The organism is Roseixanthobacter glucoisosaccharinicivorans (genome assembly GCF_043195095.2).
Classification (GTDB): Bacteria; Pseudomonadota; Alphaproteobacteria; order Rhizobiales; family Xanthobacteraceae; genus NCEH01.
In genome coordinates, this window is sequence record NZ_CM195538.1 from 4,320,700 (window position 1) to 4,338,885 (window position 18,186).

Genomic DNA, 18,186 nt, shown 5'->3' on the forward strand with positions numbered 1-18,186 from the left:
GGAGTGGTGTCAATCGCTGGCGAGGATGTGGTTACGCACCAGGGGATAGACCTGTCCGGCCCATTTGCGCCCGCTGAACACGCCGTAATGCCCCACGCCCGCCTGCATGTGATGGCGCTTGCGATGGGGCCGCAGGCCCGAGCAGATATCCTGCGCCGCCATGGTCTGGCCGATGGAGCAGATATCGTCGCGCTCGCCTTCCACGGTGAGCAAAGCGGTGCGGCGGATCGCCTTGAAGTCGATGGGATTGCCGCGATAGGTCAATTCGCCCTTCGGCAGGAGATAATCCTGGAAGACGTATTTCACCGTCTCCAGGTAGAATTCCGAGGCGAGATCCAGAACGGCGAAATATTCATCGTAGAAATGCTTTGTGGCCTCGGCCTTTTCCAGCTCCCCGGCGGCGAGGTTCTCGTACAGCTCCATGTGCGCCTTCACATGGCGGTTCATGTTCATGCTGACGAAGGCGGTCAACTGGATGAAGCCGGGATAGACCTTTCGCCCCGCGCCCTTGAAGCCCATCGGCACGGTGGCGATGAGGTTCTTCTCGAACCATTCGATGGGCTTGGAGGTGGCGAGCTCGTTCACCTTGGTGGGATTGATGCGGCAGTCGATGGGGCCGGCCATCAGCGTCATGGAGCGCGGATAGGCGGGGTTGCCTTCCTGCGCCATCACGGCAGCAGCCACCAGCACCTGCACGCACGGCTGGCACACGCCGAGGATGTGGCAGCCTGGGCCCATGAATTCCAGGAACTTGATGACGTGCTCGACATAATCATCGAAGCCGAAGGCGCCGTGCTCCAGGCTCACGTCGCGGGCATTGTGCCAGTCGGTGATATAGACGTCGTGGTCCGGCAGAAGGGTCTTCACCGTGCCCACCAGCAGGGTCGCGAAATGGCCGGAGAGCGGGGCCACCACCAGCACCCGCGGCTGCGGCACCGTGGTGTCCTTCTTGAAGTGGAGCAGCGTGCCAAACGGCAGCACATGGGCCGGCTCCTCGGTGACCTCCACCTCCTGGTTGCCGACCATGGTGCTGGAAATGCCGAACGGCAGGCGCGCGTGGCTGAGCCCGGCGCGCTCCACCATCTCGAACGCGGCCGAGAGATGGCGCATGCCGGTGCGCATGCTCTCGGTGCTGAACAGGGAGAGGAAGGAATTGTCGAGCGCGCGCCGGGCCATGTGGGCCCCGAAGCGCAAGGGATCCATCAGATCGGACTGGGTCTGGTAAGCGAGGTACATCATGATGCCCTTCGCTGCCGGCAAGAGGGGGGCTGGGTCCTGGAAGACAGGTTCTTTTTCATCGCGTTTGAACGCCTTTTACCCGCTGGATACCCGCTGAGCGAGCCGCGCCGACAACCGGGCCGGCCCGCAATTCGACCTGTCCGAAAGAGCTAAGGCTTTGGCGCAATTTCTGTTCTACACTTCCCTACGCGCTCGTTCGGATGTACTTCTAGAAAGGATATTGGAGCGGGGGGTGGTGCATTGCAACACACAACCGCTAAGATTGCTCCAGATGCCTTCGAGCCAGCGGTGACGTTCATGAGCGCCCTCACCATTTCGAGCAAAAATTACTCCTCCTGGTCGTTGCGCGGCTGGTTGCTGTGCAAGATGGCGGGCCTCGCCTTCGAGGAGGAGCGGGTGCCGGTGGACGATCCGGACGCGAAGGCCGAACTGCTGCTGCTCTCCCCCTCCTTCCTCGTGCCGCGCCTGGTGCATGAGGGCGTGACCGTGTGGGATACGCTGGCCATCGCCTCCTATCTCAACGAAGTCTTCCCCGAAGCCCAGCTGCTGCCTGCCGACCGCGCGGCGCGGGCGCACTGCCTTTCCATCTCCGGCGAGATGCATTCCGGTTTTGCCAACATGCGCTCGGCCCTGCCGATGAACATGAAGGCGCATTTCCCGGGCTTCAAGGTGTGGGCCGGTGCCCAGGCCGACATCGAGCGCATTCTCGCCATCTGGCGCGGCTGCTTCGCCGCCCATGGCGGGCCGTATCTGATGGGCGCGAACATCACGCTCGCGGACGCCATGTATGCGCCGGTGTGCTCGCGCTTCTCCACTTATGACGTCGCCCTCGACGCCGCCTGCGCCGCCTATCGCGACCGCATGATGGCCCATCCGCTCATGCAGGAATGGATCGCCGGCGCGAAGGCCGAGCCGGAAGAGCTGGAAGAGCTGGACGTCGAATTTTAGGGCCGATCGACTTCAGCGGCATGGAGCATCGTCGAGGCGGGTGCCTTCGATGCTCATCGACCGATTGTCATCTCTCTCGCGTCATGGCCGGGCCTGTCCCGGCCATCCACGCCGGGCCGCGGGCGCGAGCCTGGAAACGCTGGCACCAACGGTGCCGCGTGGATGCACGGGACAGGCCCGTGCATGACAAAGCTCTGCTTCAAGAGCGCCAAGCCAGCCGTGAATGTCGTGTGTCCTAGCCGTCACGTCACCGGCCGCAGATAGGCGAGCAGGCGCTGGGCATAAGCGGGCAGCACGTCTTCCCGCCGCACGGCGATCACCAAAGTGCGGCGCGCCCAGGGTTCGTCCAGCGGCACGAAGGCGAGCGCGTGGCTCTCGCGCAATTGCTGCGCCACCGCCGCCGGAATCACCGCGATGCCCACATGGGCCTCGATGTGCGGCCCTACCATGGTGGCGACAGCGGCGAAGCCGTTCACCCGCACCCGATATTTGAGTGCCCCGCCGGCCCGCACCGCATTGCGTTCCACCAGGCTTTGCAGGCCGTTTCCCTCGGGCAGGCCGACGAACGGCTCGTCCAGCACATCGGCGATGCGCAGGCGCGCGCGTTGGCAAAGCGGATGGCCGCGCGGCATGGCCACCACCAGCTGGTCTTCCCGATACCGCGTCAGCTGCAGGCCCGAGGTGTCGGCGGCGTCCGAGGTGATGCCGAGATGGATCAGCCCCTCGGCCAGCGCCTGGGCGATCTGCCAGCTCGGCCGCTCTTCCAGGTCCATGTCGATGCTGGGATTGGCGGCGAGAAATTGCGCCAGCTGCGCCGACAGGCCATGGCCGAAGGCCGCGGTGTTGCACCACAGGCGCACATGGCCCTTCAACCCTTTGCCATAGCCGGCGAGTTCGCCGCGCATGCGCTCGCTCTGCGCCAGCATCAGGCGGGCGTGATGCACCAGCGCTTCCCCGGCCGGGGTGACGGCGATGCCGGCGCGGCCGCGCTCCAGCAGCGGCGTGCCGATCTCCGCCTCCATGTCGCGGATCCGCGCGCTCACCGAGGCCAGCGCCAGATGGGCGCGCGCGGCCCCGGCGGTCAGGCTGCCGGCCTCAACCACATTCAGGAACAGCCGCAGGTCCGAGAGGTCAAAGCGCATGGAAGGAGCTTATCCTACGGAATTTCCGAAGGCTAGAAGCGGAAGTTCCACATTGCCGCGATCGGGCGGAAGCAGCATGTTCGCGCCCATGTCCGACTGGTCTTTGCTCATCCTCATCTTCATCACCTTCGCGCTGGTCCTCGCCGGTGTCGTGAAGGGTGTCATCGCCATGGGCCTGCCGACCATCGGCGTCGGCCTGCTCAGCATCGTCATGCCGCCCTCCCATGCGGCGGCGATCATCATCATTCCGGCGACCGTGACCAACGTGCTGCAATTGTTCAGCGGTCCGCGCGTGCTGCCCAATGCGAAGCGGTTCTGGGCGCTGCTGCTCACGCTCATGACAGGAACGCTGATCGGCGGCTATTGGCTGGGCGGGCTCAGCTCCCATTGGGCGCCGCCGTTGCTGGGGCTGACCTTGTCGGTCTATGGCGTACTCGGCCTGCGGGCGATCCATTTCCACACGCCCAGCGCGTGGGAAGGGTGGCTCTCGCCGCTGATCGGCCTCGCCTCGGGCTTTCTCACCGGCACCACGGGTGTCACGGTCATGCCGTCCGCGCCCTATCTGCAATCGCTCGCGCTGGAGCGCGAGGACCTGATCCAGGCGCTCGGCCTCACCTTCACGGTGGCGAACTTCACCCTCGCCTTCGCGCTCACGGGAGGCGATGCGCCGCTCGCCGATCCGCACGCGGTGATGCTGTCGCTGATCGCCTTGGTGCCGGCGCTGATCGGCATGGAGGTCGGCCGGCGCATGCGCCTGACCTTCTCCCCCGCGACGTTCAAGACCTGCTTCTTCGCCGGTCTCCTCGGCCTCGGCATCTTCATGCTGGCGCGCGGCTTCCTCCTGTGAGGCACCCGCCGCGCGGATGAAAGCCCCAAGGCGCGGCGCCGCGGATGCTCGCGCTTCCGCGCCGCCTTGGCGCGCTCAGTCGTCGGTGCGATGCACGTCGTGGACGACGATGGCCGTGCTCTTGTCCGGCTTCACCAGCCATTGCGGATGGCGCAAGGTCTTCACCGTATCCTCGAAGCCCGACGCCCAATGGTCGCGCATGGAGCTGCCGGAGAATTCGTAATCCTTGAAGTCGCGCTCGTAATCCTTCTCCTGATAGATCAGGTGGCAGATATTGACGGCGCCCGACTTCTCGTAATCGGAGATCACCTGAAGGTCTTCCTCGGTGCGCAACTGCTCGGGAATGCGCAGCACCGCTTCCGCATGCTTGGAGCGCAGCAATTGCACCCGGCGGAACAGGTCCGTGGTGTAGCGCGTGCGGCTGGAATAACCGATGTCCTTCTGCCGTTCGATCACCTGGAACATGTCACGGGGCAGATCGCCGCGCGCGGAGAACAGATCCACCTGGAACACCAGCGCGCCGGGATGGTCCGGCTGGTCCAGCAGCCATTGCAGCGGGGTGTTGGAGACCACGCCGCCGTCCCAATAATATTCGCCGTCGATGCGCACCGGCGGGAATGCCGGCGGCAGGGCGCCGGAAGCCATCACATGCTCGGGACCGATGCGGTGGGTGGTATTGTCGAAATAGATGAAGTTGCCGGTGCGCACGTTTGCGGCGCCCACGGAAAAGCGCTTCGCACCATTGTTGATCAGGTCGAAATCGACCAGCTTCACCAGGGTCTCACGCAAGGGTTCGGTGTCGTACAGGCTGGTGGCGTTTGCCGAGCCGGTGGGCAGCAGCCAAGGATTGGGAAAGCGCGGCTTGAAGAAGCCCGGTTGACCCAGATTCATGGTGACCATCGCGCTCATCTGGTTGCGCAGCGCGCGGAACACGTCGCCATCGGGCGTGAACGGCCAGATCTTGCGGCCGGAGACCGTTTCCCAGAATTCCCGCAGGCGGGGAATGCGGTTTTCCGGCGTGTTGCCGGCAATGATCGCGGAATTGATGGCGCCGATGGAGACGCCGGAAATCCAGTTGGGCTCGGCGCCGGCGATCGAGAGCGCCTCATAGACGCCCGCCTGATAGGCCCCGAGCGCGCCGCCACCCTGGAACACCAGCGCGACCCGGTCGTAATCCTTGACGATCTCGCTGATATCGTTTGGATTTTCACAGATCCGCGTGCGCATGTCTTTCCCCATCAGCTTGCCGGCCAGCGGCCCGTTCAGCACGCGCGGGGTGAGGCGTCTGCGCCACCCCGCGCCGGATCATGCCGTCGTGTTTGAAGAAGGCAGAATCAGGCACCGGAGCGCAAGCGCCAAAAGGCGGCGCGCGCTCCGGGCCGGATCATTTCGGTTCGGCCATGTAGTCATAAACCACTTCGCCCATGCCGAGCGTCAGGTCGGCGCGCAGGTGCAGGGCGGAAACCACTTCCAGCACCGGCAGCTTGGCGACATCCGCCATCACATGCGGGTAGAGGCCGAGCGCGGCCGGGCCGGTCCAGCATTCCTTGAGCTGGATGTCTTCCAGATAATAACGCACCAGCTCGCAAATCCGCGGGGTGGCATCCACATGGGGGATGATCTTGATGAGGAAGCTCGGAGTCTTCAGGGCGGCGAGCACCGCGTCCTTGTCGGCCTGCTTGTGCTTGTAGCCCATGGTGGCTTCCACGCACAGGGTCTTGCCATAGTGCAGGCGGCCGACCAGGACGTCCTTTTCCACTTCCATCTTGGGGTGGGCATACTTCTTGGGGAAGCCCCACAGCTCGCGGCCGCCGGCGATCGGCGCCTCGTCGTCCAGATACATGGAATGGACGTAGCCGCCTTCCACGCCGTTGAGCTTCACCGGGATCACCTGTCCGGTCTCGGTATAATCGCCGAAGCCGGTGGAATCGGGCATGCGGATGAATTCGTACTTCACCAGCGGCTCGTACACCTCGAGCGGCTCGGGCACGACGCGGCGCAGGGCCTCGATGTCGGTGCGGTAGGTGATGATCATGAACTCGCGGTCGAAGAAGCGGTAGGGTCCCGGCGGATAAGCGGGATTCGTCAGGGGCATGGAGTAGGCGTTGCGGCGAACGTCCTCGATCTTCATGGAGCATCTCCGACCGGCATGGTGCATCTCGCGCCTGCGAGATGACGCTGACGTTAGCCGATAGCCGCTCGACGTGACAGCCCCGCGACGATCACAAGCAGGCAGCGGCGCGGGCGCGATCCATGCGGCCCCGCGGTGCAGGGCGCGAACTTCACCCCGCCCCCGTGCAGCAGAACCTCGTCATGCACGTGCTTGTCCCGTGCATCCACGCGGCACCGCTGGCATCGGCTTTTCAATCCCCGCGCGGGCGGCCCGGCGTGGATGCCCAGGACGCCCCCGGCCATGACGGCTTGTAAAAGAAAGACCATGTCGCGCACCCGCCGTCAGGTGCCTCGACGCGGCACCAGACTGCTGAAGGTCGATCGGTCCTAGAATTCCAGCAGCCCGGCGCTTCCGCCCGCCGTGCCGAACGCCACCGCGCCGCCGTCCTTGCGCCAGGCGATGGCCGAGACGGGGGAAGCGTCGGGCGCCCGCAGCAGGATTTCCGCGCCGTCGGTCAGGCGCACCATCAGCACCATGCCGTCGTCATAGCCGCACGCCATCACCGGGTCCTTGGGATGGCACGCCACCACCGTCACGCGCCCGCCGCTCGCCGAGGGCGCCTGCATGGAGGGCTGCTTGCCGATGGGGCCGTCCTTGGTGGCGAACGGCCAGAGCACCACCTCGGTGGAACCGGAGGAGGCCAGCCACTTTCCGTCATGGGTGAATTCGAAACTCTTCACCCGCGCCGGATAGCCGGTCATGCGCATGTGCGCGCCGTCGGCGAGGCGCCAGCCGTGCAGCGAGGGTTCCTGCATGGTGGTGATGATGAAGCGCCCGTCCGGCGAATAGGTGACGCCGAGATGGGAGCCCTTCCATTCCAGCACCTCGGGCTTCGCGTCGGCGGCGTTGGGATACCACAGGCTCACCCCGCCATAATGCGCCACCGCCACCCGCAACCCCTTGGGGGCGAAGGCAAGGCCGCCCACCGTCGAGGGTGCGGCAAAGCTGCGCACCTCGCCCTTCGCCGGCACCAGGAAAGCGCTCTTGCCGGCGGAATAGGCGACGGAGCCGTCCGGCCCCAGCGCGATCCGGTCGATCCAGCGGCCCTTCTGGGTGGCGATGGTCTTCGCTTCACCGGTGGCGAGCACCTCCCTCACCTTGCCGTCATCCCCGCCGGTGACAAGGCGCTGCCCGTCGCCGGCGGCGCACAGCACCACGCCGTCATGCAGCGCGAGCGTGCTGTCCGTCGCCGGGAACAGCGCGGCGCCAGCCTCGGAGATGAAGACGCAGGTGCCGCGCAGGAAGGCGGCGGCGGCGGTCGCCCCGTCGAGGGCGAAGGTGCGCACCTTGTCGGTGAGCGAGGACGGCGTGGACGGCATTTCGGGCGACATTCCATGAAGGCGGTCGGATGCCGCCTTCATAAGCCAAGGCCGCCGGCTTGTCCCGCCATTGGGCTGCGCGGAAGGCGCCGCTCTGGATTTCCCCGCGTTTTGATGGCCTAAGGGGCGGCTCCCTCGGTCGCCACGCTTATGTTCGACACCCGCCTGCCCATAGACGATGTGCTTCCCCTCCTGCGCGAGACGCTGCGCGCGCGGGTGAGTGCCGTGCTGGTCGCCCCGCCGGGCGCGGGCAAGACCACGCGCGTGCCGCTGGCGCTGATGGACGAGCCCTGGGTCGCGGGCCGGCGCATCCTGGTGCTGGAGCCGCGCCGCCTCGCGGCCCGCGCCGCTGCCCACCGCATGGCGCAGACGCTCGGTGAGCGCGTGGGCGATCGGGTCGGCTACCGGGTGCGCCTGCGCTCGGAAGTCTCCCGGCGCACCCAGATTGAGGTCATCACCGAAGGCGTCTTCACCCGCATGATCCTGGACGATCCGGAATTGTCCGGCGTCGCGGCGGTGCTGTTCGACGAATATCACGAGCGCAGCCTGGACGCCGACCTCGGCCTTGCCCTCTCGCTCGAGTCCCAAGGCGCGCTGCGCGAGGACCTGCGCCTGCTGCCCATGTCGGCGACGCTGGATGGCGCCCGCGTCGCCGCGCTGCTGGGCGGGGCGGGCGCGCCGGCGCCGGTGGTGGAGAGCGAGGGCCGGGCCTTTCCCGTCACCACCCGCTATCTCGGCCGCGATGCCCGCTCCCCCATCGACACCCAGGTGGCGGACGCGGTGAAGACCGCGCTTGCCGCCGAGCGCGGCTCGGTGCTGGCGTTTTTGCCCGGCGCGGGCGAGATCCGCCGCACGGAAAACCTGCTGCGCGCTCAAGTGCGCGATTCCGCCGTCGATATCGTGCCGCTCTATGGCGCGCTCGATGCCGCCGAGCAGGATCGCGCGGTGCTGCCCGCCCCGGCCGGACGGCGCAAGGTGGTGCTCGCCACCTCCATCGCCGAAACCAGCCTCACCATCGAAGGCGTGCGCGTGGTGGTCGACGGCGGGCTTGCCCGCGTGCCGCGCTTCGAGCCGGACGTGGGGCTTACGCGGCTGGAAACCGTGCGCGTGTCCCGCGCCGCCGCCGACCAGCGGCGCGGCCGCGCGGGCCGCACGGAGCCGGGCGTGTGCTATCGCCTGTGGGGCGAAGGGGAGACGGCGAGCCTTCAGCCCTTCGCGACCCCGGAAATCCTCGCCGCCGACCTCTCCGGCCTGGTGCTCGATCTCGCGGTATGGGGCGTGCGCGATGCCCGCAGCCTCGCTTTTCTCGATCCGCCGCCGCTGCCCGCCCTCATCGAGGCGAAGTCATTGCTGGGGCTGCTGGGCGCGCTCGACGAAGACGGCGCGGTGACGCCGCTCGGCCAGCGCATGGCCCGCCTGCCCCTGCCGCCGCGCCTCGCCCATATGGTGGTGATGGGCGCCGATGCCGGCGCGGCCGCGCTGGCATCCGAAATCGCCGCGCTCCTGGTGGAGCGTGGACTCGGCGGCGAGAGCGTCGATCTGCTCCACCGCCTGGAGGAATTCCGCCGCGACCGCTCGCGCCGCGCGGACGACGCCCGCCGCCTCGCGGAGCGCTGGGGCGATCTTGCCGGCGCACGCGGGGCGAAGACGGTGGAGCCTCCCTCCCCCGCGGCCTTGCTGGCCCTGGCCTTTCCCGACCGGGTGGCGAAGGCGCGCGGCGACGGCACGCGCTTCCTCCTGGCGAACGGGCGCGGCGGGGTGATGGAGCCGTCCGCCGCGCTCGCCAAGGCGCCGCTGCTGTCGGTCGCGGAGATCTCCGGCCGGGCGGAGGCGGCGCGCATCTCGCTTGCCGCCGCGCTGTCCGAGGAGGAGCTGGAGCGCCTGTTCGCGGGCGAGATCCGCACCGGCACCGAAATCGGCTTCGATGCCGAGGCCGCCGCCGTGCGGGCGCGCGAGACGCGGCGCCTGCGCGCGCTCGTGCTGGCGGACCGGCCGCGCCCGGTGCCGACGGGTGCGGAAACCGCGCGGGTGCTGGCGCAGGGGATCGCCGCGCTCGGCCTTGCCCGCCTGCCCTGGACGGCGGCGCTTGCCCAATGGCGCGACCGGGTGGAATTCCTGCGCCATGCGGAAGGCGAGGCGCAGGGCTGGCCCGACCTTTCCGACACGACCCTCGCCGCCTCGGCGGACGCCTGGCTCGCCCCGTTTCTCGACGGCAAATCATCGCTTGCCCAGATCGGCGCGGGTGATCTCGGCAACGCGCTTCACGCTCTGCTGCCCTATGCGCTCACCGCCCGCCTGGAGGCGGAGGCGCCGACCCATTTCGATGCCCCCTCGGGCTCGCGCCTGCCCATCGACTATGAAAATCCCGAAGGCCCGCTGCTGGCGGTGCGGGTGCAGGAACTGTTCGGTCTCACCCGCCATCCCGCCATCGCGGGGGGCAAGGTGCCGCTGATTCTCTCCTTGCTCTCGCCCGCGCACCGGCCGATCCAGGTGACGAAGGATCTGCCGCAATTCTGGCGCGGCTCCTGGCGCGACGTGCGCGCCGAAATGCGCGGGCGCTATCCCCGCCATCCCTGGCCGGAGGACCCGGCGAGCGCGCCGCCGACGCACCGGGCGAAACCGCGCGGCACCTGATCCCTCCTGACGCCGCAGCATCTCCAGTGCCGAAAGCGGAGGGCCCAGCTTGCGTTAGCTGCCGCCATCGTCCATCAAAAGGCCTGGGGCGAACTGGGAGGACGAATGGTGGGGCCAAATCCGGAACGTGAAACCGCAAGGCCGCATGCCCCCCGCACGGGGGCCGGATTGCGCCTTCTCACCGGCACCCTGGCCGCCCTCCCCGTCCTGCTGAGTGCCTCGCTCGCCCAGGCCGCCTTGCCCGGCGCGGCGAGCATCAACGGCGCCGACCTGAACCTGCTGTGGGGCCTGCCGTTCGCCGGCATGCTGCTGTCGATCGCGCTGTTTCCGCTGCTCGCCAACCATTTCTGGCACCATCATTACGGCAAGGTCGCGCTGTTCTGGGCCGCTTGCTTCGTGGTGCCGTTCGCGCTCACCTACGGACCCAGCCTGACCCTGCACGAAGTGGTGCATACGGCGGCTCTGGAATATATTCCTTTCATCATTTTGCTGTTCTCGCTGTTCACGGTGTCCGGCGGCATCCTGATCGCCGGCAACATCCACGGCACGCCGCTGACCAACACCGCGATCCTCGCCTTCGGCACCGTGATCGCCAGCCTCATCGGCACCACCGGCGCCTCCATGGTGTTGATCCGGCCGCTGCTGCGGGCGAACGACAACCGCCGCTACAATGTGCATGTGGTGGTGTTCTTCATCTTCCTGGTGTCGAACATCGGCGGCTCGCTGACCCCGCTCGGCGACCCGCCGCTGTTCCTGGGCTTCCTGAAGGGCGTCAGCTTCTTCTGGACCACCACCCATCTGCTGCACGACACGGCGGTGGTCGCCGGCCTCCTGCTGCTGGCCTTCTATTTTCTCGACCGCTATTTCTATTCCAAGGAAACCCCGCCGCCGCTGGTCGATCCCACACCGGATACCGAGCACGTCACGGTGCGCGGATTGCAGAACGTGCCGCTGCTGATCGGCATCATCGGCGCCATCCTTTTGAGCGCGCTGTGGAAGCCGGGCATCGGCTTCGACGTCTACGGCACCCGCGTGGAGCTGCAATGGGTGGTGCGCGACGTGCTGCTGATCGCCATCGCCTTCGTGTCGCTCGCCATCACGCCGCGCCTCGTGCGCGAGCGCAACGGCTTCGACTGGGAGCCAATCCTGGAAGTGGCGAAGCTGTTTGCCGCCATCTTCCTCACCATCATCCCGGTCATCGCCATCCTGCGCGCCGGCGCCACCGGCGCGCTCTCTCCCCTGGTGGACCTCGTCACCGACCCGAACGGCGAGCCGGTGAACGTCTGGTACTTCTGGCTCACCGGTATCCTGTCCTCGTTCCTGGACAATGCGCCGACCTATCTCGTCTTCTTCAACCTCGCCGGCGGCGATGCCTATCGCCTCATGGGGCCATTGCAGGTGACGCTGGAGGCGATCTCGGCGGGCGCGGTGTTCATGGGGGCCATGACCTATATCGGCAACGCCCCCAATTTCATGGTGCTCTCCATCGCGCGCCATCGCGGCGTGAAGATGCCGAGCTTCTTCGGCTATATGGGCTGGTCCTGCCTGTTCCTGCTACCCTGCTTCGCGCTCATCACCCTTCTGTATTTCATCTAGAAGACGATCCGTATCGCCGGCGTCCGGGAGGACGCATTCACCGGGGCGCGCCGGGCCGTTGCCGCGATTAACCGGGCTCTTCTCCCGTCCCGGGCGGGGCGGGAGAAGACGGAGCGAAGCCATGTCCTTCACCCGCGAACAGATCGCCGCCGCAGCCGCCGACGCCGCGATCGCGCCGGACGCGGTGGCGCGGCTGCTGGCCGCCTTGCCGGCCGACCCGTCCCCCCACGCCGCCGCGATGGCGCGGCCCCGCTTCGATCTGACCCATCTGCTCTGGTACGGCGGGGCGCTGACCATCATCGGCGCCATGACCCTGTTCGCCACCCTCGCCTTCGCGCAGATGGGCGGGACCGCCCTGGCGCTGACCGCCATCGCCTATGCCGGGGTGTTCCTGATCGCCGGCGAGCAATTGTGGCGGCGCGGGCTGACCACGCCGGGCGGATTGATGATCGCGGTCGCGGTCGGCATGGCGCCGCTCGCGGTGTTCGGCATCCAGGACACGCTCGATGCCTGGGGGCCGGGGGGGACCCCGGGCACCTATGTGGATTTCTATCGCTGGATCCACGGCAGCTGGCTGCCCATGGAGTTCGCCACCCTCGCGGCGGGCGCGCTCGCCCTTTATTTCTACCGCTTTCCCTTCATCGTCGCGATCATGGCATTCGCGCTCTGGTTTCTCTCCATGGACCTTGCCCCGGTGCTGTTCCACGCGCCGGACCTGAGCTTTGAGGAGCGGCGCGACGTCTCGCTCTATTTCGGCCTTGTGGTGCTGGCGATCGCCTGGGCGGTGGATCTCGCCGCCACGCGCGCCGATTTCGCCTTCTGGCTGCATCTGGTCGCGGCGATGACCTTCTGGGGCGGGTTGAGCTTGCACGACGGCGGCACCGAATGGGCGATGGCGCTTTATTGCCTGATCAATGTGGGGCTGGTGCTGCTCGCCATCTTCCTGGCGCGGCGCGTCTATGCCGTCTTCGGGGCGATCGGCATCTGCATCTATGTCGGGCACCTGGTGGGCGAGGTGTTCCAGGATTCGCTGCTGTTTCCGTTCGCGCTCTCGGTGCTGGGGGCGGCGGTGATGGGTGCGGGCCTGTGGCTGTACCCGCGCCGTCAGGCCTTCGCGGCCTGGATCGACCGCACCCTGCCCGCCCCGCTCCGGCGCCTGCGCCCGGCGCACGCGCGCGGCTGACCATCCGGATGAAAATCGCACCGGCGGTCGTTAAGGAAACGGCTCAGGTCAGGTCGTCGCCAGTTCGGCCTTTGGCATGAACAAATCAAGCGCCGGCGGAAGAAGCGGCTTTGCGGGCCGTGGCGCATCCCAGCGGGTGAGCGTTTTAATGCCGAAGGCTTCCCGCGAGTTCACGGGAACCTTGTCGCAAATGTCCTCAAGCGCTTCCCGCTTTAAGGTTTCCATTTCGGCGGTGATCTCAGCATCGGAGGCGGTCATCAGGCGCTCTCTAAGGCGAAAGCCCGTTTCTCTCCAATAAGTTCCCGCTGTCCAGATGGGGGTGCCGAACATCGAGGCCAGCGATTTTTCATCGTAGCCACAGACGAAATGCTCGCATTTATCCCAAGCGGCGATCCGTTTGCTCGCTGTGTTATTGGTTTCGTCGTCGGAGTAGGGAACAAGGCAATACACGTAATTCGAAGAGGCGTTTCTCATATTTGTGACGGCGCGGGGAGCGTCAGGTACATGCTCCAGCATTTCGGTGGAGCAAACCAGATCAAATTTACGCTTTGCTGGCGTCAGAACATTCCATATAGAAAAATTTAGATTATCTATGCTATTTTTAAAGCATAAATCCATCGTCTTATGGTAATTTGGATATCCCTTAGCAATAATGTCAGTCAATACGATCTTCAGATGGGGAAACTCAATCGCGATAGCAAGTTCTGCGTACCCATGCCCGCCGCCACACACGCAAATTGTCTCGATTTCAGAGCCAATTCGCAATATAAGATCGCGAAAATGTAAGTATCTTAGGTAACGCCATGTCCGGCCGCGGAGCAAAACGCACTGAATCTCAGAAAGTAAAGCCTCTGACATAATGCGCACCCAGCTGAAATTTAATATCCAAATTCTGGACGTCCCACGCTACGCGAAACACCTTGCAGTTGCAAGGCAATCCACATGGTAATCAGAAACCGTTACGGCGTGTTGCGCACTCTTCAGGGTCGTGCGCGCCGGCGGAGCGGCCGGCGCACACGTGCGCGTTCGCTCAGGCCGCGCAGCTGAGGAAGCCGTCTTCCAGCTTCGTGCGGTCGAGATTGCGGCCGATGAAGACGATGCGGCTCTGCAGCTTCTCCTCCGGCTTCCAGGGGCGCTGGTGATCCCCGTCCAGGATCATGTGCACGCCCTGGAACACGAACCGGTCCGGATCGTCCTTGAACGCCAAGATGCCCTTGGAGCGCAGGATGTTCGGCCCCTCGGTCGCCACCAGTTCCTGCACCCAGGGGAAGAATTTGTCCGGGTCCATGAGCTTGTCGGTCGAGATGGAGACCGACTGCATGTCCTCGTCGTGGAAATGCTTCAGCCCGCCATGGCCATGATGGTGGCCGTGCCCGTGGTCGTGCCCATGGTCGTGATCGTGTCCATGATCATGCCCGCAGTCCGGACCGCAGACATGGTCCGGGTCGTCCTGCTCCAGGAACGCCGGCTCCAGCGAGAGGATGCGGTCGAGATCGAACGCGCCACGGTCCAGCACCTGGTCCAAGGCGATGGCCGACTTCTGCGTGCGATGGAGCTTGGCATAGGGATTGATGGCGCGGATGCGCGCCTCCACCTCGGCCAGTTCCTCCGGGGTGACGAGATCGGTCTTGTTGAGCAGGATCACGTCGGCGAAGGCGATCTGGTTCTTCGCCTCGGGCGCGTCCTTCAGCCGGTCGGTGAGCCATTTGGCGTCGGCCACCGTGACCACCGCGTCCAATTTGGTGCGCGCGCCCATCTCCTCGTCGACGAAGAAGGTCTGGGCGACGGGGGCGGGATCGGCGAGGCCGGTGGTTTCCACGATGATGCCGTCGAAGCCGCCCTTGCGGCGCATGAGCCCGTCGATGATGCGGATCAGATCGCCGCGCACGGTGCAGCAGATGCAGCCGTTGTTCATCTCGAACACTTCCTCGTCGGCGCCGACCACCAGGTCGTTGTCGATGCCCACCTCGCCAAACTCGTTGACGATGACGGCGTATTTCTTGCCGTGCGGCTCGGAGAGGATGCGGTTGAGCAGCGTGGTCTTGCCGGCGCCGAGATAGCCGGTGAGCACGGTGACCGGGATCTTTTCAGATGCGGTTGCAGACATGATTTCTCCTGCGCGGGCTTCGGCCCCGCCTCATGCCGCACGGCCGGCGATGAAGCCGGCCGTGCGGGACCAATGAAAATCCTTTGCCCCCACCCGCTCGCGATCAGCTCGCCAGGGCGGCCGAAAGCTGGCGCAGGTTGTAGTGCACCATGTCGATGTAGGTGGTGGCGGGGCCTTTGTCATCGGACAGCGCGTCGGAATAGAGCGTGCCACCCACCTTGGCGCCGCTTTCCTTGGCAATGCGGTCGACCAAGCGCGGATTGGTGACATTCTCCAGGAACACCGCCGGCACCTTCTGCGCCTTGATCTGGCGGATGATGCGGCCGACGTCCTTGGCCGAGGCCTCGCTCTCGGTGGAGACGCCTTCCGGCGCCAGCAGCTTCAGGCCATAGGCATCGCCGAAATAGCCGAAGGCGTCATGGGAGGTGATGATGCGGCGGTGGTCGTCGGGGATGGTCGCGACGGCCTTCACCACATCCGCCTGGAGCGCGTCGAGCTTGGCGAGATATGCGGCGGCATTGGCGGTGTAGGCGTCCTTGCCGGCCGGATCGGCGGCGATCAGGCCATCGCGGATATTGGCCACATAGACCTTGGCATTGGCCACCGACTGCCAGGCGTGGGGGTCGATCGGGCCGTGGTCGTGGCCGGCGTGGGCGTCCTTCTTGGGCTTGTCGTCGTCGTCCTGCGGCTCGTCGGCGGTGCGTTCGCGCGGCGTGATGCCGACGGTGGCGACCACCACCGTCGCCTTGGTGCCGGAGGCCTTCACCAGGCGATCCATCCAGCCCTCGAAGCCGAGGCCGTTGACGAAGATCACCTTGGCGGCGGCGAGCTTCTTCGCGTCGCTCGGGGTCGGCTGGTAGACGTGGGTATCGCTATTGGGGCCCACGATGGTGGTCATGGCGATGCGGTCGCCGCCGACATTCTTCACGAAATCCCCGAGGATGGAAAAGGAAGCCACCACCGGCAGCTTCGCGGCGGGCGCGCCGGCATCGCTCTGGGCGAGCGCCGGGGTTACGCCGAGCACGAGTGCCGCGGCGAGCAGGGAACGACGAGAGAGCATGGTTTACTCCGTTAGGCTTCGAGATGCCGTCTTTGCACCCGGGCGGTCACGATGCCGCCGGCGGGACCGATGAGGACCGACACCGCATAGGCGGCACCGGCCACCAGGATGATGGCGGGCCCGGAGGGCGCGCCGAAATGGTAGGACACGAGCAGGCCGACAGCCCCGCTCGCAAAGGCGATGCAGGTGGCGAGCGCCACCAGCGGCGTCAGGTCGCGCACCCAGAAGCGCGCGGTGGCGGCGGGCAGCATCATCAGCCCCACCGAAAGCAAGGTGCCCAGCGCATGGAAGCCGCCCACGAGATTCAGCACCACCAGCGCCAGGAAGGCGATATGGCTCGGCCCGCCGGCCCGGCTCACCGAGGCGAGGAACGTCGGGTCCACGCATTCCAACACCAGCGGGCGCCAGATGATGGCCAGCGTCACCAACGTCAGCGTCGCGATGCCGGCCACCAGGATCAGCGTCGGATCGTCCAGCCCCAGCACGGTGCCGAACAGCACGTGCAGGAGATCCACGTTCGAGCCCTTGAGCGAGACGATCATCACCCCGAGCGCCAGGGAAATCAGATAGAAGGCGGCCATCGAGGCATCCTCCTTCAGTTCGGTCGCCCGAGCGATCACGCCTGCGCCCACCGCCACCAGCAGCCCGGCGGCGATGCCGCCGACCGTCATGGCGTAAAGGTTCAGCCCCGAGAACAGGAAGCCCAGCGCCGCCCCGGGTAGGATCGCATGCGCCATGGCGTCGCCGGTCAGGCTCATCCGCCGCAGCATCAGGAACGCGCCGACCGGCCCCGCCCCCAGCGCCAGGGCGAAGACGCCCACCAGGGCGCGGCGCATGAATTCGAACTCCGCGAACGGGCCGACCAGCAGGTCATAGAGGCTCACGGTTCAGGCCGCCGCACTGCACGGGGCGGCGCCAGTCTGCGGCGCTTCGGTCATGCGGCGCGCCAGCAGGAGATTGTCCGGCGCCAGAACCTCGGCGGTCGGCCCCCAGGCGACCGGCCCGCGCGCCAGAAGCAGGGTCTGCGGGAAATGCGCGCGCACCAGTTCGAAATCGTGCAGCACCGCGAGCACGGTGCGCTTTTCCCCGTGCCAGCGGCGCACCAGGTCCAGCAGGTCGGACACGGTCTTGGCGTCGAGCGCGTTGAACGGCTCGTCCAGCAGGATCAGCCGCGCGTCCTGCAACAGCAGGCGCGCGAAAAGGGTGCGCTGCATCTGCCCGCCGGAGAGCGTGCCGATGGGCCGGCGCTCAAAGCCTGTGAGGCCAACCGCAGCGATGGCGTCGGCGATGCGGGCATGGTTTGCCTTGCCGATGCCGCCGAACAGGCCGGCACGGCGCCACAGCCCCATCGCCACCAGGTCATAGACGCTGATGGGGAAGGAGCGATCCACCTCCGCCCCCTGGGGCAGATAGGCGATGTCGCGGGAATCGAGCCCGCAGCGTTCGATGGCACCGCCGAGCGGGCGCAGCGCGCCGGAAATCGCCTTCATGAGGGTGGATTTTCCGGCCCCGTTCGGCCCGCACACCGCGAGCAGCGCGCCTTCCTCCACCGCGCCGTCCAGATGATGAACCGCCGGGTGGCGCTCATAACCGAGCGTGAGATCGCGGAAGCGAAGCTGGACCGGCGCGCTCATGCGATCACCCACAAGACGAACACCCACATCACCGCGCTGAGCCCGAGCACGAAAACCAGCCGGGCTCCGAGCGAGGAGCGCAGCACCGAGAACGGCGCCGGCAACGCCTGCGCCAGCGCGCCGGAATGGCGGTGGGCGCCGTGCGCGGAGGCCTGGGAGCTGGGATCAATCAATGTCATGGGAGTTTTGATACAGAGTATCTTTATAGCTGTCCAGCATGACCAAGCGCGAGCCGCTCCACTTTTTCGCGAGCCGCGCCGCGCGGCGCGGCGCGTGCCTTGCCAGGGGCGGACGGCGCGTCCAT

16 protein-coding genes are annotated in these 18,186 nt (G+C 66.5%); 5 read left to right on the plus strand and 11 right to left on the minus strand.

The genetic code is table 11. From position 1 onward, the window contains the following. Positions 1–9 precede the first annotated feature (9 nt). Positions 10–1,239 carry a polyhydroxyalkanoate depolymerase gene (locus tag V5F78_RS20025; protein ID WP_394070489.1) on the minus strand — a complete coding sequence of 410 codons (1,230 nt, stop codon included), beginning with the start codon at positions 1,237–1,239 and terminating at the stop codon, positions 10–12. A gap of 297 nt (positions 1,240–1,536) precedes the next feature. Between V5F78_RS20025 and V5F78_RS20030 the strand changes: the two genes are divergently transcribed. Next, positions 1,537–2,187 (plus strand): glutathione S-transferase family protein, encoded by a 651-nt coding sequence (locus V5F78_RS20030; protein ID WP_394070491.1) that lies wholly within the window; start codon positions 1,537–1,539, stop codon positions 2,185–2,187. A gap of 242 nt (positions 2,188–2,429) precedes the next feature. Here the strand turns inward: V5F78_RS20030 and V5F78_RS20035 are convergent, their stop codons facing one another. Beyond that, complete coding sequence (locus V5F78_RS20035) at positions 2,430–3,329, minus strand: LysR family transcriptional regulator (protein WP_394070493.1); 900 nt, start codon at positions 3,327–3,329, stop codon at positions 2,430–2,432. A gap of 76 nt (positions 3,330–3,405) precedes the next feature. On the opposite strand from V5F78_RS20035, the gene V5F78_RS20040 reads away from it, so the two are divergent. Next, a complete protein-coding gene (locus tag V5F78_RS20040) occupies positions 3,406–4,176 on the plus strand; it encodes a TSUP family transporter (protein ID WP_394070495.1) in 771 nt (256 codons plus the stop codon). Positions 4,177–4,251: 75 nt separating this feature from the next. Here V5F78_RS20040 and V5F78_RS20045 read toward each other — a convergent pair whose 3' ends face one another. The 3 genes from V5F78_RS20045 to V5F78_RS20055 form a co-directional block, all read right to left on the minus strand. Further along, a complete protein-coding gene (locus tag V5F78_RS20045; RefSeq protein ID WP_394070497.1) occupies positions 4,252–5,403 on the minus strand; it encodes a patatin-like phospholipase family protein in 1,152 nt (383 codons plus the stop codon). 157 nt (positions 5,404–5,560) lie between these two features. Next, positions 5,561–6,307 (minus strand): acetoacetate decarboxylase, encoded by a 747-nt coding sequence (locus tag V5F78_RS20050; RefSeq protein WP_394070498.1) that lies wholly within the window; start codon positions 6,305–6,307, stop codon positions 5,561–5,563. Between the two features lie 368 nt (positions 6,308–6,675). Further along, positions 6,676–7,668 (minus strand): WD40 repeat domain-containing protein, encoded by a 993-nt coding sequence (locus V5F78_RS20055; RefSeq protein ID WP_394070500.1) that lies wholly within the window; start codon positions 7,666–7,668, stop codon positions 6,676–6,678. A gap of 150 nt (positions 7,669–7,818) precedes the next feature. On the opposite strand from V5F78_RS20055, the gene hrpB reads away from it, so the two are divergent. The 3 genes from hrpB (at position 7,819) to V5F78_RS20070 (ending at position 13,081) form a co-directional block, all read left to right on the plus strand. Next, a complete protein-coding gene (gene hrpB / locus V5F78_RS20060) occupies positions 7,819–10,302 on the plus strand; it encodes an ATP-dependent helicase HrpB (protein ID WP_394070502.1) in 2,484 nt (827 codons plus the stop codon). 168 nt (positions 10,303–10,470) lie between these two features. Then, positions 10,471–11,898 carry a sodium:proton antiporter gene (locus tag V5F78_RS20065; protein WP_394070504.1) on the plus strand — a complete coding sequence of 476 codons (1,428 nt, stop codon included), beginning with the start codon at positions 10,471–10,473 and terminating at the stop codon, positions 11,896–11,898. 121 nt (positions 11,899–12,019) lie between these two features. Then, positions 12,020–13,081, plus strand: coding sequence for a hypothetical protein (locus V5F78_RS20070; protein WP_394070506.1), 1,062 nt, complete (start codon positions 12,020–12,022; stop codon positions 13,079–13,081). A 48-nt stretch (positions 13,082–13,129) separates the two neighbouring features. Here the strand turns inward: V5F78_RS20070 and V5F78_RS20075 are convergent, their stop codons facing one another. From V5F78_RS20075 to V5F78_RS20100, 6 genes are all read right to left on the minus strand, one after another. Continuing rightward, positions 13,130–13,939 carry a methyltransferase domain-containing protein gene (locus tag V5F78_RS20075; protein WP_394070508.1) on the minus strand — a complete coding sequence of 270 codons (810 nt, stop codon included), beginning with the start codon at positions 13,937–13,939 and terminating at the stop codon, positions 13,130–13,132. Positions 13,940–14,111: 172 nt separating this feature from the next. After that, positions 14,112–15,188 (minus strand): CobW family GTP-binding protein, encoded by a 1,077-nt coding sequence (locus tag V5F78_RS20080; RefSeq protein WP_394070510.1) that lies wholly within the window; start codon positions 15,186–15,188, stop codon positions 14,112–14,114. Between the two features lie 103 nt (positions 15,189–15,291). Continuing rightward, on the minus strand, positions 15,292–16,248 hold the full coding sequence (locus V5F78_RS20085; RefSeq protein WP_394070512.1) for a metal ABC transporter substrate-binding protein: 957 nt from the start codon (positions 16,246–16,248) through the stop codon (positions 15,292–15,294). 11 nt (positions 16,249–16,259) lie between these two features. Continuing rightward, a complete protein-coding gene (locus V5F78_RS20090; RefSeq protein WP_394070892.1) occupies positions 16,260–17,084 on the minus strand; it encodes a metal ABC transporter permease in 825 nt (274 codons plus the stop codon). Between the two features lie 51 nt (positions 17,085–17,135). Continuing rightward, complete coding sequence (aztA, locus tag V5F78_RS20095) at positions 17,136–17,882, minus strand: zinc ABC transporter ATP-binding protein AztA (protein ID WP_394070514.1); 747 nt, start codon at positions 17,880–17,882, stop codon at positions 17,136–17,138. Next, positions 17,879–18,061, minus strand: coding sequence for a hypothetical protein (locus V5F78_RS20100; protein WP_394070516.1), 183 nt, complete (start codon positions 18,059–18,061; stop codon positions 17,879–17,881). The genes aztA and V5F78_RS20100 overlap by 4 nt, the downstream gene beginning before the upstream one ends. Positions 18,062–18,186: the final 125 nt, after the last annotated feature.

Excerpts from the sequence above, each read along its gene's own strand:
- V5F78_RS20025 (WP_394070489.1), bottom strand. The coding sequence starts at position 1,239 with ATGATGTACCTCGCTTACCAGACCCAGTCCGATCTGATGGATCCCTTG.
- V5F78_RS20030 (WP_394070491.1), top strand. The coding sequence starts at position 1,537 with ATGAGCGCCCTCACCATTTCGAGCAAAAATTACTCCTCCTGGTCGTTG.
- V5F78_RS20035 (WP_394070493.1), bottom strand. The coding sequence starts at position 3,329 with ATGCGCTTTGACCTCTCGGACCTGCGGCTGTTCCTGAATGTGGTTGAG.
- V5F78_RS20040 (WP_394070495.1), top strand. The coding sequence starts at position 3,406 with ATGTTCGCGCCCATGTCCGACTGGTCTTTGCTCATCCTCATCTTCATC.
- V5F78_RS20045 (WP_394070497.1), bottom strand. The coding sequence starts at position 5,403 with ATGCGCACGCGGATCTGTGAAAATCCAAACGATATCAGCGAGATCGTC.
- V5F78_RS20050 (WP_394070498.1), bottom strand. The coding sequence starts at position 6,307 with ATGAAGATCGAGGACGTTCGCCGCAACGCCTACTCCATGCCCCTGACG.
- V5F78_RS20055 (WP_394070500.1), bottom strand. The coding sequence starts at position 7,668 with ATGCCGTCCACGCCGTCCTCGCTCACCGACAAGGTGCGCACCTTCGCC.
- hrpB (WP_394070502.1), top strand. The coding sequence starts at position 7,819 with ATGTTCGACACCCGCCTGCCCATAGACGATGTGCTTCCCCTCCTGCGC.
- V5F78_RS20070 (WP_394070506.1), top strand. The coding sequence starts at position 12,020 with ATGTCCTTCACCCGCGAACAGATCGCCGCCGCAGCCGCCGACGCCGCG.
- V5F78_RS20075 (WP_394070508.1), bottom strand. The coding sequence starts at position 13,939 with ATGTCAGAGGCTTTACTTTCTGAGATTCAGTGCGTTTTGCTCCGCGGC.
- V5F78_RS20080 (WP_394070510.1), bottom strand. The coding sequence starts at position 15,188 with ATGTCTGCAACCGCATCTGAAAAGATCCCGGTCACCGTGCTCACCGGC.
- V5F78_RS20085 (WP_394070512.1), bottom strand. The coding sequence starts at position 16,248 with ATGCTCTCTCGTCGTTCCCTGCTCGCCGCGGCACTCGTGCTCGGCGTA.
- V5F78_RS20090 (WP_394070892.1), bottom strand. The coding sequence starts at position 17,084 with ATGCGCCGCGCCCTGGTGGGCGTCTTCGCCCTGGCGCTGGGGGCGGGG.
- aztA (WP_394070514.1), bottom strand. The coding sequence starts at position 17,882 with ATGAGCGCGCCGGTCCAGCTTCGCTTCCGCGATCTCACGCTCGGTTAT.
- V5F78_RS20100 (WP_394070516.1), bottom strand. The coding sequence starts at position 18,061 with ATGACATTGATTGATCCCAGCTCCCAGGCCTCCGCGCACGGCGCCCAC.